General features: G+C 65.8%; 13 protein-coding genes and 1 riboswitch. Of the genes, 8 read left to right on the forward strand and 5 right to left on the reverse strand.

Annotated elements, in window-relative coordinates; genetic code table 11:
• Positions 1–197: 197 nt before the first annotated feature.
• From shn_RS37510 to shn_RS04920, 3 genes are all read left to right on the forward strand, one after another.
• On the forward strand, positions 198–1,118 hold the full coding sequence (locus shn_RS37510) for a hypothetical protein (RefSeq protein WP_064329406.1): 921 nt from the start codon (positions 198–200) through the stop codon (positions 1,116–1,118).
• A gap of 163 nt (positions 1,119–1,281) precedes the next feature.
• On the forward strand, positions 1,282–1,644 hold the full coding sequence (locus shn_RS04915; RefSeq protein ID WP_084437777.1) for a DUF6152 family protein: 363 nt from the start codon (positions 1,282–1,284) through the stop codon (positions 1,642–1,644).
• A 10-nt stretch (positions 1,645–1,654) separates the two neighbouring features.
• Complete coding sequence (locus shn_RS04920) at positions 1,655–2,125, forward strand: DUF6644 family protein (protein WP_064329408.1); 471 nt, start codon at positions 1,655–1,657, stop codon at positions 2,123–2,125.
• Here the strand turns inward: shn_RS04920 and shn_RS04925 are convergent.
• The 5 genes from shn_RS04925 to betI form a co-directional block, all read right to left on the reverse strand.
• Positions 2,118–2,396 carry a hypothetical protein gene (locus shn_RS04925; protein ID WP_064329409.1) on the reverse strand — a complete coding sequence of 93 codons (279 nt, stop codon included), beginning with the start codon at positions 2,394–2,396 and terminating at the stop codon, positions 2,118–2,120. The two genes, shn_RS04920 and shn_RS04925, sit on opposite strands and share 8 nt — an antisense overlap.
• Before the next feature lie 63 nt (positions 2,397–2,459).
• Complete coding sequence (betA, locus tag shn_RS04930) at positions 2,460–4,112, reverse strand: choline dehydrogenase (RefSeq protein ID WP_064329410.1); 1,653 nt, start codon at positions 4,110–4,112, stop codon at positions 2,460–2,462.
• Positions 4,113–4,222: 110 nt separating this feature from the next.
• The gene (gene betB / locus shn_RS04935; protein WP_064329411.1) at positions 4,223–5,686 is read right to left on the reverse strand and encodes a betaine-aldehyde dehydrogenase; all 1,464 of its coding nucleotides are present in this window, start codon (positions 5,684–5,686) and stop codon (positions 4,223–4,225) included.
• A gap of 1 nt (position 5,687) precedes the next feature.
• On the reverse strand, positions 5,688–7,217 hold the full coding sequence (gene betC / locus shn_RS04940; protein WP_064332445.1) for a choline-sulfatase: 1,530 nt from the start codon (positions 7,215–7,217) through the stop codon (positions 5,688–5,690).
• Positions 7,218–7,257: 40 nt separating this feature from the next.
• Positions 7,258–7,911, reverse strand: a complete 654-nt coding sequence (betI, locus tag shn_RS04945; protein WP_084437779.1) for a transcriptional regulator BetI — start codon at positions 7,909–7,911, stop codon at positions 7,258–7,260.
• A gap of 151 nt (positions 7,912–8,062) precedes the next feature.
• Here betI and shn_RS04950 point away from each other — a divergent pair, with 151 nt between their 5' ends.
• The 5 genes from shn_RS04950 (at position 8,063) to shn_RS04970 (ending at position 12,761) form a co-directional block, all read left to right on the forward strand.
• The gene (locus shn_RS04950) at positions 8,063–8,611 is read left to right on the forward strand and encodes an HdeD family acid-resistance protein (RefSeq protein ID WP_064329412.1); all 549 of its coding nucleotides are present in this window, start codon (positions 8,063–8,065) and stop codon (positions 8,609–8,611) included.
• Between the two features lie 75 nt (positions 8,612–8,686).
• Positions 8,687–8,751, forward strand: a riboswitch (Fluoride riboswitch).
• A gap of 103 nt (positions 8,752–8,854) precedes the next feature.
• Positions 8,855–9,244 (forward strand): fluoride efflux transporter CrcB, encoded by a 390-nt coding sequence (crcB, locus tag shn_RS04955; RefSeq protein WP_064329413.1) that lies wholly within the window; start codon positions 8,855–8,857, stop codon positions 9,242–9,244.
• Complete coding sequence (locus shn_RS04960) at positions 9,241–9,678, forward strand: EamA family transporter (protein WP_064329414.1); 438 nt, start codon at positions 9,241–9,243, stop codon at positions 9,676–9,678. Before crcB ends, shn_RS04960 begins: the two co-directional genes overlap by 4 nt.
• 122 nt (positions 9,679–9,800) lie before the next feature.
• Positions 9,801–11,618 (forward strand): bifunctional diguanylate cyclase/phosphodiesterase, encoded by a 1,818-nt coding sequence (locus shn_RS04965; protein WP_064329415.1) that lies wholly within the window; start codon positions 9,801–9,803, stop codon positions 11,616–11,618.
• A 141-nt stretch (positions 11,619–11,759) separates the two neighbouring features.
• Positions 11,760–12,761, forward strand: a complete 1,002-nt coding sequence (locus tag shn_RS04970; RefSeq protein ID WP_084437783.1) for an NAD(P)H-quinone oxidoreductase — start codon at positions 11,760–11,762, stop codon at positions 12,759–12,761.
• Positions 12,762–12,763 lie beyond the last annotated feature (2 nt).

Raw genomic sequence — 12,763 nt, forward strand, 5'->3', positions numbered from 1 at the left:
GAGACAGCAAAACGGATTTCGGAAATGTCGGCACGGGAGCAAATATCTCTCCAACTCGCGCCACGGGCAGAAATCCTGCCGCCTTGGATGAGCGCGCAGGGGCGCTCAAAAAACTTGACACCAAAAATCAGATTTAATAGCTGAGTATTGAATTCAAGTATCAGGGCGCGTGGGCGCCTGTCAGGAAGGAACGAGAAATGGCGATCAAGATTGCGGTCAAGGATGCGAACAAGGATGGCAAGGGCATCAATTTCGGCGCTTACCTTGCCAGCTTCGACAAGACCTATCTTCGCGACGGCTACGGCTCCTTCAACAGCACCGACCCGATGGCCATGAGCGGCACGCAATATGCCAGCACCAATGTCAAGGACTTCGGCGTCGTGCTGACCTCCGGCAAGGCGAAGTGGGAATACGACCTTGCGACTCACAAGATCAGCGGCTCGCTGAACGTCGTCACCTTCGGCAACAAGGTCGAGCTCGTCGGCTCCCGCTTCAAGTCGGTTTCCGACATCGACATCACCGGCCTCAACGTGACGGACAAGACCCTTGCCAGCAAGATACTGAGCGACATCATGGGCGGCAAGAACACCGATGGCGGCGCGACGACCAGCCTCCAGAAACTCCTCAAGGCCAACGCCATCGAGTTTTCGGGAAGCACCGGCAACGACACGTTCACCGGCTTCGGCAAGGCCGACAAGATCTCCGGCAACAACGGCAACGACACGCTGAAGGGCGGCGGCGGCAACGACACGGTTTCCGGCGGCGCGGGCAATGACAAGCTCTACGGCGATGCCGGAAACGACAAGCTTTCGGGCGGAACCGGCAACGACACGCTCGACGGCGGGGCCGGCAACGACAAGCTGACCGGCGGCTCCGGGAACGACGTGTTCATCTTCAAGAAGGGCCAGGGCAACGACACGATCACCGACTTCCAGGCCGGCAGCGCCAAGGGCGACGTGATCCGCCTCGACAAGTCGGTGCTGAAGAATTTCAACGGCGTGCTCTCGCACGCCACGGAAAAGTCCGGCGATCTCATCATCGACTACGGCAAGAACACCATCAAGCTCGAAGGCATCGACAAGGCGGACCTGCACGCCAACGATTTCTTCTTCTTCTGAGCCTCCGGTCGGAAGCAGACAGGAAGGCCGGGCGATTGCCCGGCCTTTTCATTTGGGCGTGCCGTTCAACTATCCTTGAACGGCCTCGCCGGCGCGGGCGCGTATCCTATCTGTCGGGGCAGAAGAGACAGAGGAGAACGCCATGCAGGCCGCAACAACACGAATGACCGTCCTCGCCGCCGCCGCGTCGATGACCGCTTTCGCCGCCTTCGCGCATCACGGCTGGACCTGGGCCGAGGAAGAGCAGACCGAACTCACCGGCACGATCCGCACCGTCTCGATCGCGCCGCCGCACCCTTCGCTGGAGGTCGAAACGGCGTCGGACGGCGTGTGGAACATAGAGCTCGGCAATCCGCGCCAGACGCAGCGGTCCGGCTTCGTCGAGGGCTCGGCCAAGCCGGGCGACACGATCGTCGTTCTCGGCAACCGCTCGCTCGATCAGAACGAGAAGCGCATGAAGGCCGTGCGCATCACCGTCGCCGGAAACGTCTTCGACATCTATCCCGAGCGCATCGAGACGAATTGACGGGGCGGGGATGGAGGCGCTTGCCTGGCTCTCGACGACGCCGGTCGCCGCCGCGCTGAAGGCGTCCGGCACGCTCTATCTCGTCGTCAACGCCGCCCATGTCCTGGCGATCGGCCTCATCGTCGGGGCCATCCTGCCGCTCGACCTGCGGCTCGCCGGCCTCGTCCGCGCCGCGCCGATCGCCGCCGTCGGCCCGCTGCTCTCGCGCACGGCGGCGATCGGCGTCGTCGCCGCGCTCGCGACCGGCCTCTGCCTCTTTTCCGTGCGGCCGCAGGAATATGCGGCGAACCCCGCCTTCCTCGTCAAGGTCGCGCTCGTCGCCCTCGGCATCGTCAATGCGCTTGTCCTGCATGCGCGCGGCGCCTGGCAGGCGGCGATGGCGACGGACAGCGCGCCGCCCGCCTTGCGCATGCAGGCGCTGCTTTCGATGGTTATCTGGCTCGGTGCGCTGCTGGCGGGGCGCTGGATCGCCTTCATCTGACGTTTCGTTCGGGATGCGGCGCGAGCGTGCCCCAGCGCTCGTCCCACAGGTCGTCCTCATCGACGATGACGATGTCGCGCGGCCTGGGCTCGCCGGCGATCACCTGCCTTGCGCCGGCGAGCGCCTCCTCCACGGGAATGGGGATCGTGTCGCGGCCCTGCGCCGGATCGGTGATGAAGGCGCAAGGACCGCCGATGCCCTCGATCAGCGTGACGACGAGGTCGGTCTCCTTGCGGATATGACGATGCGAAACCTTTTTGTACGTTGCCACAGGGTCCCCCTTTGAGGCGAATGCCCGCCTCAATTCCGTGCAGCCGTCAAGGTTCCAAACTTTTCAGCGGTCGCTGATCGCCGCGCGCGGGTTCGTCCACGGTTCCTGGTTGGAGCGGGCGAGGGGCTGCCTGCCCAGAATGTGATCGGCCGCCTTCTCGCCGGTCATGATCGACGGCGCGTTGAGGTTGCCGTAGGTCACGTGCGGGAAGATCGACGAGTCGGCGACGCGCAGGGCCTCGACGCCGATGACGCGGGTCTGGGGATCGACGACCGCCATCGGGTCGCTGGCCGCGCCCATGCGGCAGGTGCCGCAGGGATGGTAGGCGCTTTCCAGGTGCTCGCGCAGGAAGGCGTCGATCTGATCGTCCGTCTCGACGGCGGCGCCCGGCTGGATTTCCGGCCCGCGGAACTCGTCGAAGGCCTTCTGGCCGAAGATCTCGCGGGTGAGGCGCACGCAATGGCGGAACTTCACCCAGTCCTCCTCATGGCTCATGTAGTTGAAGCGGATGACGGGATCGGCCATCGGATCGGCGGACCGCAACGTCACGTTGCCGCGCGATTTCGACAGGTTGTAGCCGACATGCACCTGGAAACCGTGGCTCTTGGCCGCCGCCCGGCCGTCATAGGAGATCGCAACGGGCAGGAAGTGGTATTGAATGTCCGGCTGCCTCAGCCCCGGTCCCGAGCGCAGGAAGGCGCAGGCCTCGAACTGGTTGGAGGCGCCGAGCCCGCCCTTGGAGACAAGCCACTGCGCGCCCGCCACCCCCTGCCAGAACCACGGCAGCCAGGAATAGAGCGAGACGGGCTTCGTCGAGATCTGCTGGAAGTAGAACTCCATGTGGTCCTGCAGGTTGGCGCCGACGCCCGGCCGGTCGACCTTCACCTCGATCCCCATGTCCTTCAGGTGCTGCCCCGGACCGATGCCGGAGAGCATCAGGAGCTTCGGCGAGTTGAAGGAGGAGGCGGAGACGATGACCTCGCGGTTCGCCTTCACCACCTCGATCCTGCCGCCCCGCTCGATCTCGACGCCGACGGCCCGGCCGTTCTCGATGACGATCTTCCGCGCGAAGCAGCGCACGAGCGAGACGTTCGGCCGCTTCATGGCGGGGCGCAGATAGGCGTTCGCCGCCGACCAGCGCCGGCCGTTGTGGATCGTCTGCTCCATCAGGCCGAAGCCTTCCTGCTTGGAGCCATTGTAATCGTCCGTCAGCTCGAAACCCGCCTGCTGCCCGGCCTGGATGAAGGCGTGGAAGAGCGGGTTGGTCACCGGCCCGCGCCGCACGTGCAGCGGCCCGTCGGTGCCGCGCCAGCCGGTTTCCCCGCCATGCGAGGTCTCCATGCGCTTGTAGTAGGGCAGCACGTCCGCATAGGCCCAGCCCTGCGCGCCGAGTTCCTCCCAGCGGTTGAAGTCTTCCGCGTGCCCGCGCACATAGACGAGGCCGTTGATGGAGGACGACCCGCCGATCACTTTTCCACGCGGCGCCGTGATTCTGCGATTGTTGAGGTTCGGCTCGGGCTCGGAGAGATAGCCCCAGTTGTAGCGCTTCATGCTCATCGGCCAGGCGAGCGCGGCCGGCATCTGGATGAACGGCCCGATATCCGACCCGCCATATTCCAGCACCATGACCGTATGCCTGCCGTCCTCCGAGAGGCGATAGGCGAGCGCCGATCCGGCGGAGCCGGAACCGATGATGATGTAGTCTGCGTTCTGCATGACCGTTTCTTTCCCTGGGTGGGGTTTGCCCCTCATCCGCCTGCCGGCACCTTCTCCCCGCAGGCGGGGAGAAGGTGCCGGCAGGCGGATGAGGGGCATTCACCATCAAATCAATACGGCGCCTCGACCTTGCCCATCGACACGTACACCGTCTTCAGCTCGGAATAGTGCTCCAGCGCGGCCAGCGAGTTTTCGCGGCCGAAGCCGGATTGCTTGGAGCCGCCGAAGGGGATTTCCACGGGGCAGAGGTTGTAGGTGTTGATCCAGAGCGTGCCGGCTTCGAGCTGGTCGACGACGCGGTGGGCGCGGGTGATGTCTGCCGTGAAGACGCCGCCGGAGAGGCCGAATTCGGTGGCGTTGCCGCGGGCGATCACCTCGTCTTCGCCGTCGAAGTCGAGCACGCACATGACGGGGCCGAAGATCTCTTCGCGGGCGATGGTCATGTCGTCGGTGACGTCGGCAAAGACGGTCGGCTGGATGTAGGTGCCTTCGCCCGACACGTCGTTCGGAATGCCGCCGCCGGTCAGAAGCCTCGCGCCCTCCGCCTTGCCCTTCTCGATATAGTCGAGAACCTTGTCGCGCTGGGCCCTGGAGACCATCGGGCCGAGCTGCGTCGCCTCGTCCATCGGGTCGCCGATGACGATCCTTTCCGTCCGCTCCTTCAGGCGCGACAGGAACCTGTCCTTGATGCCCTTCTGCACGAAGACGCGTGTGCCGTTCGAGCAGACCTGCCCCGTCGAATAGAAGTTGCCGAGCATCGCCCCGCCGATGGCGCTTTCGAGGTCGGCGTCGTCGAAGACGATGAGCGGCGACTTGCCGCCGAGCTCCATCGTGACGTGCTTGAGGTCGGCGGCGGCGGCGCCCGCCACTTGTCTGCCCGTCGGCACCGAGCCGGTCAGCGAGACCTTGGCGACATCGGGATGGTTGACGAGCAGCGGGCCGGTCGACCGGTCGCCCTGGATGACGTTGTAGAGCCCCTTCGGCAGGCCGGCTTCCACGAGGATTTCCGCGATCTTCAGCGCGCCGAGCGGCGTGTTTTCCGAGGGCTTGAAGACCATGGCGTTGCCGCAGACGAGCGCCGGCGCGCCCTTCCAGCAGGCGATCTGCTGCGGATAGTTCCACGCGCCGATGCCGACGCACACGCCGAGCGGCACGCGCTTGGTGAAGGCGAAATCCTGGCCGAGCGGGATATAGTCGCCGTTGAGGCCGGCGGCCGCGATGCCGCCGAAGAATTCGAAGGCGTCGGCGCCCGAGGTCGGATCGGCGACGATGGTCTCCTGGATCGGCTTGCCCGTGTCGAGCGTCTCCAGCTTGGACAGCTCGCGGTTCCTCTCGCGCATGATCTCGGCCGCCCGCTTCAGGATGCGGCCGCGCGCCGTGGGGCTCATCGCCGCCCATTCCTTCTGGGCGCGCTTGGCCGAGGCGATGGCCTTTTCGACGATGGCGGGCGTTGCGGCGTGGAGGCGCGCGATCACCTCGCCGGTGGCGGGGTAGATGCTGTCGAAGGGCGTGCCGGCGGCGTCTTCCACATAGTCGCCGTCGATGAAGTGCGAGGCTTTCGGTTGGGCTTTCATCTCATTCTCCCCGCGGATAGCGTTTGGATTCTTCCAGATTGTCGAGGTTCATGTGGTTGCGCATGTAGCGCTCGGAGGCCTTCTGCAGCGGCTGGTGGTCCCAGGGATAATAGGCCCCGTTGCGCAAAGCCTCGTAGACCACCCAGCGCCGCGCCTGGCTCTCGCGTACGCTCGCGTCGAAGGCGGCCATGTCCCAGCGCGCCTCGCGCATCTGCCGGAAGCCTTCCAGCGTCGCCTTGATGACAGGATCGTCCGAGGCCGCAAGGTTGGTGAGTTCGAGCGGATCTGCCTCCAGATCGTAAAGCTGCTCCGGATCGAGTTCGCAATGGATGTATTTCCACTTGCCCTCGCGAATGCCGACGAGCGGCGCATAGGAGGCCTCGGCCGCATATTCCATCAGCACCGGCGCCGTCCGCTCCGCGCCGTTGATGACGGGCAGCAGGCTTTCGCCGTCCGTCCAGGGCATCACCTCTTCCATGGAGATGCCGGCGAGGTCGCAGAGCGTCGGCGTCACGTCGAGGTTCGACGTCGGTGCGAGATGCAGGCCGGGGGTGACGCCCGGGCCTGATATCATCAGCGGCACGCGGGCCGAACCCTCGAAGAAGTTCATCTTGAACCACAGGCCGCGCTCACCGAGCATGTCGCCATGGTCCGAGCAGAACAGGATCAGCGTGTCGTCCAGCATGCGGGTGCGCTTGAGCGTGTCGACGAGGTCGCCGACCTTCTCGTCGAGATAGGAGATGTTGGCGAAATAGGCCTGGCGCGAGCGGCGCACGTCCTCGCCGCTGATGGCGAACTTGGCGTAGTCGCAGGAATGCAGGATGCGGGCGGAGTGCGGATCCTGTTCCTCCAGCATGCCGACCTCGGGCAGCAGGTGCTCGCAGTCCTCGTAGAGGTCCCAGAACTTCCGCCGCGCCACATAGGGGTCGTGCGGATGGGTGAAGGAGACGGTGAGGCACCACGGGCGCCGCGCCGCGTCGTCGTTCTCGCGCGAGAGCTGGTAGAGCTTCTGACCCGCGAGGAAGGCGACCTCGTCGTCATATTCCATCTGGTTGGTGATCTCGGCGACGCCCGCGCCCGTCACGGACCCCATGTTGTGATACCACCAGTCGATGCGCTCGCCCGGCTTGCGGTAATCCGGCGTCCAGCCGAAATCGGCGGGATAGATGTCCGTCGTCAGCCGCTCCTCGAAACCGTGGAGCTGGTCCGGCCCGACGAAGTGCATCTTGCCCGACAGCGCCGTGTAGTAGCCGGCGCGGCGCAGGTGATGCGCGAAGGTCGGGATCGAGGAAATGTATTCGGCGGCATTGTCGTAGACCCGCGTGCGGCTCGGCAGTTGCCCGGCCATGAAGGAGGCGCGGGCGGGCGCGCAGAGCGGCGAGGAGGTGTAGTTGTTGCGGAACCGCGCCGAGCGCGCGGCGAGCGCCTTCATGTGCGGCGCATGCAGGAAGTCGGCCGGCCCGTCCGGGAAGAATTTCCCGTTGAGCTGGTCGACCATGATGATCAGGATGTTGGGCTTGCTGGCAGTCACGGGCGGATCCTTGAAGGGGGAAACGAAGCTCTGGACGGTTCTACCTCGGCGCGGTGGCGGGAGGCCGCCGCCCTGCGGCGGGCGGGGGCGATCCTGCGACGGCGCCGGCCGCACCCGCCGCCGCCAGTTGCGCCTGCACGTAACTCTCCGTCAGCGCGATCGAGGATTCGATGCTGACGGGCGCCGATTTCAGGCCCTGCCGCAGATAGAGCCCGTCGATCATCGCCGCCGCCCCGTCGGCGATCTCCCCGGCGGTCCCGGCCGGGCAGAGCGGCTTGAGGCTCGACAGCAGGTTGGAGTTCAGCCGCCGCGCATAGACGACGAGGAGGCGGCGCACCGCCTCGGAGCGCTGCGCCTCGGTATAGAAGGCAAGCCAGGCCGCGACCGTCTCGGGTGCGAACTGGTGCGCCTGGAAATTCACGCGGATGACCGCCGAAAGGCGTTCACGCGGCGTCGTCGCCGCCGCCAGCGCCGCCACCACATCGGCGCGCAACTGGCGCAGGAGGCTGCGGATCGTCTCGATGACGAGCTGTTCCTTGGAGCCGAAATAGTGATGGGCAAGCGCCGGGGAGACACCGGCATGGCGGGCGATCTCCGACATGGTGACGGCCAGCGAGCCATGGTCGCCGACCGCCCTGAGCGTCGCGTCCACCAGCGCCTTGCGGCGCACCGGCTCCATTCCAACTTTCGGCATGGCGTTTCCCTGGTTTTCCGCAAGCGTATTTTTAATTGAGTGATCAATCAATAAAAATCTTCGTGGCGCGCGCTGCGTCGATTGGCCGTCGCGAAGAGGGGGCGTTCCATGCTAGCCTGCCTTTGTTTTCATTCTTTTTTCGAGGTGCACCATGGTCCTGTCTCCCGGAATGAACCCTCTTGCGGACGTGCGCGCCAAATGGGGCTGGTTCGTCGCCCTCGGCGTCGTCCTGCTTGTCTTCGGCGGCATCGCCGCGGCCAATCTCTTCTGGGCGACGGTCGCCTCGGTCTATTATGTCGGCATGCTGATGATCGTCGGCGGGGCGGTGCATCTGGCCCATGCCTTCCAGGTGAAAGCCTGGCGGGAGACGATCGCCTGGGCGCTGAGCGCGCTGCTCTATCTTGCCGCCGGCGTGCTCGCCTTCGTCAACCCGGTGCTGACCTCGGCCGTGCTCACCCTGCTGATGGCCGCAGCGCTCCTCGTCGCGGGGCTCTTCCGTATCTTTGCGGCCATGCGCGTCCGGCCGGAAAAGGGTTGGGGCTGGCTGCTTGCGGGCGGCATCGTCACGGCGCTCGCGGGCCTCGTCTTCCTCCTCGGCTGGCCGGTCAACAGTCTCTGGCTGCTCGGCCTCTTCCTCGCCTTCGACCTTGCCATGCAGGGCTGGGCGCTGATCGCCTTCGGCCTGGCGCTGCGAACGTAGGCTTCATTGCCGCCGCTCCGCCGGATGCCGGCGGGGCGGCGTTTGACAGGCGCGGCGGCAGCGCCTAGAAAAACCGTGTGGGATGGGGATGGAGCTCCCCGACAACTGCCGTGTGACCGGCTGATAGCTCCTGCCAAGACTGGCCAGCGATGGCCGTCGACGGCGGGAGCGTGTTCTGCGACCGCCCGAGGGCGGTTTTTTGTTGTCCGGAGGTCGCACCAACGGATTGTGAGGGCAACGGACATGAACTATCTGATCGTCTTTCTCGGCGCGGGCATCGGCGGTGCCGGGCGCCATGGGGTGAACGTGCTGGCCGCCCGGCTGCTCGGCACGGCCTTTCCCGCCGGCACGCTTCTCATCAACGTGCTCGGCTGCCTGCTGATGGGGCTCATCGCCGGCGCCTTCGCCTTCCGCGGCCACCTGCCGCAGGAAATGCGGTTGTTCCTGACGACGGGCATCCTTGGCGGTTTCACCACCTTTTCCGCCTTCTCGCTCGATGCGGCGCTGCTCTGGGAGCGCGGCGAGGCAGGCCTGGCGGCGCTTTATATCGGCGCGTCGGTGATTTTTTCGCTGCTCGCCGTGGCGGCGGGACTTGCAGTTTCGCGCCTTATGCTCGCAGGAGGTGCAGTGTGAAAGCGTTCCTGACGTCCTGGCAGGTCTGGGCGCTCGGCTCGGCCGTCTTTGCCGCGCTGACGGCGATCTTCGCCAAGATCGGCATCACGGAGATCAATTCCGACTTTGCCACCTTCGTGCGCACGGTCGTCATCCTCCTGGCGCTCGCCCTCATGCTGACGCTGGCCGGCAACTGGCAGGCGCCGGCCTCGGTGCCGGCGAGAAGCTGGATTTTCCTCGTTCTCTCGGGCCTTGCGACCGGCGCCTCCTGGCTTTGCTACTTCCGCGCACTGCAGATCGGCAAGGCGGCCCAGGTCGCGCCGGTCGACAAGCTCTCCGTCGTTCTGGTCGCCGTCTTCGCCGTCCTGTTCCTCGGCGAGCAGCTTTCCACGGCCCATTGGCTGGCCGTTCTGATGATCGGCGGCGGTGCCTTGCTGCTGGCGCTGCCTATATGAGGGAAACCTTTTTCAACTCCTTGTAGTCATTGAGATTTCATCGAACTGTCACAGTACGGAAACGGTTTTTTCAGGTCTCGGCGGAGAAACTTCGCGGCAATGTCCATGTCTCGGAGCCGCGCATGTCCGCCGCCGAATTGCTTGCCCTTCGCCGCTTCGGAGATGGCGAGATCGTCACGCTCGCCAAGCTGGTGATCGAAACGGCCTTCCAGCCGATCGTCGAGGCCGCCACGGGGGCGGTCTTCGGCTACGAGTCGCTGATGCGCGGCTTCGATCGCCTCGGCTTCCGCTCGCCGCTCGACCTGATCGACCGGGCGCACGAGGCGGGGCAGTTGCTGGCGCTGGAGCACATGGTCAACAGCCGCGCCATCGCCGCCTTCGCCGCGCTGCCGGATTTCCGCTCGCGCACGCTCTTCGTCAACCTCGATTCCCGCCTGGTGCCGGAAGGCGCCGATCTCGTCGAGCGCCTTGCCGGCCATCTTGCCCGCGCCGGCATCCCGGCCTCCTCGATCTGCTTCGAGATCTCCGAGCGCTTCGACAACGACACCTTGCCGGAATTCGCCCTCCTTGTGCGGAAACTGCGCCTTGCCGGCTTCAAGCTCGCCATCGACGATTTCGGCGTCGGCCACAACGGCCTGAAGCTGCTTTGCGACCACCCGGTCGACTATCTCAAGATCGACCGTCATTTCATCTCGGGCATGGAGGCGGATGCCCGCAAGCGCCACCTCGTGCGCAACACCGTCAACGCCGCCCATGTGCTGGGCATCCGCGTCATCGCGGAAGGGGTGGAGAGCGAGGCGGAGTTCATCGCCTGCCGCGATGCCGGCTGCGATCTCGTGCAGGGCTGGTTCGTCTCGCGCCCCGTCACGGATTTTTCCGCGCTGGGCCCGGTCTATGCGCAGGTCGCGCGCGCCGGCGGGCGCCGCCGCTCCTCCCGCACGCTCGACAGCATCCTCATCCGCCGCGAGATCGAGCAGGTCGCGGTGCTGCGCGAGAACGAGAGCCTGGAATCGGTCTTCGAATTCTTCCGGCGCGATCCCAAGCGCACCTTCTTCCCGGTGCTGAATGCCAATGACGAGCCGCGCGGCATCCTGCACGAATATCACGTCAAGGAACTCTCCTATCACCCGTTCGGCCGCGATCTCCTGAAGAACAAGCTCTACCAGAAGAGCCTGTCGCATTTCGTCACCATGGCGCCGATCGCCGATCTCGACACGCCCGCCGAGCAGTTGCTCGACGTCTTCACCGGCATGGGCGGCAATGAATGCGTGATCCTGACGGAGAACCTGCGCTATGCCGGCATCCTGTCGGCCTCCTCGCTTTTGAAGATCATCAACGAGAAGCGGCTGAAGACGGCGGAGGACCAGAACCCCTTGACCGGCCTTCCCGGCAACCGTTCGGTCCGCGACTACCTGCAGGACAAGGCGCTCGATGGCGACCAGATCCGGTGCCTGTGCTATTTCGATTTCGACAACTTCAAGCCGTTCAACGATCACTACGGCTTCCACAAGGGCGACCTCGCGCTCTCGCTCTTCGCCTCGCTGATGCGCCGCGACTTCGTCGGCGAGGACGTCTTCATCGGCCATGTCGGGGGCGACGATTTCTTCGCCGGCATTTCCGGCCGTTCCGTGGAGGCGGTGCGGACGATGCTGGAGCGCCTTTTGGCCGATTTCGCCCGCGAGGTGCGCCTGCTCTATTCGCCGGAGGACCAGTTGGCCGGGGAGATCCGCGGCCGCGACCGCGCCGGCCAGGAAACGACCTTCCCGCTGATGCGCTGCTCGGCCGTCGTTCTCGTCCTGCCGGAAGGGGAGGTCATCGGCGAGGCGGGGCTGATCAGCAGCCGCATCGCCGGCCTGAAGGCGGATGCCAAGGGCAGCGACGCGGGGCTCGTCCTGTCCACGGGATGCGCGGATGCGGGGCCGCAGGCCGGCCTGCATTGACACGGAGGGGGCAGGCCCTTCGAGCCGAAAGCCATCGACGTTTCTGTCGCGCAAACGGCCGCAGGCGATTCAAAAGAGTCGCGCTTTCGGCTAGAATCGCCGCAAGACAGCGCCACCTCACACCTGCCGGGAGATACGCCCATGTCACTTCCCTCATCCATGGCCTATGTCGGGCTCAGCGAGCATGGCGGCCCCGACAATCTCGTGGTGATGGAGGGCCGCACGCCGCAGCCGAAGAACGGCGAGATCCTCGTGCGCGTCGCGGCCGCCGGCATCAACCGGCCGGACGTGCTCCAGCGCAAGGGCGACTATCCGCCGCCGCCCGATGCCAGCCCCATCCTCGGGCTCGAAATCGCCGGCGAGGTGGTGGCGCTCGGCGACGACGTCACCGGTTATGCGCTCGGCGACAGGGTCTGTGCGCTGGCCAATGGCGGCGGCTATGCGCAATATTGCGCGGTGCCGGCCGGCCAGGCGCTGCCGTTTCCGAAAGGCTTCGACGCGGTGCAGGCGGCGGCCCTGCCGGAAACCTTCTTCACTGTCTGGGCGAACCTTTTCATGATGGCGGGCCTCAAGCCCGGCGAGAGCGTGCTGATCCACGGCGGCACCAGCGGCATCGGCACGACGGCGATCCAGCTCGCCAGCGCCTTCGGCGCGCGCGTCTTCACCACGGCGGGCACGGCGGAGAAATGTGCCGCCTGCCTCGATCTCGGCGCCAGCTGCGCGATCAACTACCGCAGCGAGGACTTCTGCGCCGTCATCGCCGAGGAGACCGGCCGGGCCGGCGTCGACGTCATCCTCGACATGATCGGCGCGGCCTATTTCGAGCGGAACCTGAAGTCGCTCGCCCGCGACGGGCGCCTGTCGATCATCGCCTTCCTCGGCGGCACCTTTGCGGAGAAGGTCAGCCTTGCGCCGATCCTGCAGAAGCGCCTGCACCTGATGGGCTCGGCCATGCGCCCGCGCACGGCGGCGGAAAAGCAGGAGATCCGCGACGCGCTGCTGGAGAACGCCTGGCCGCTGCTGGAGGAGGGGCGCATCGCCCCCGTCATCCACGCCGTCATGCCTTTCGGCGAGGCGGCGGCCGGCCATCGCATGATGGAGCACGGCGATCACATCGGAAAGATCATGCTGACCTTCGAATGAGG

The organism is Shinella sp. HZN7 (genome assembly GCF_001652565.1).
Taxonomy (GTDB): domain Bacteria; phylum Pseudomonadota; class Alphaproteobacteria; order Rhizobiales; family Rhizobiaceae; genus Shinella; species Shinella granuli.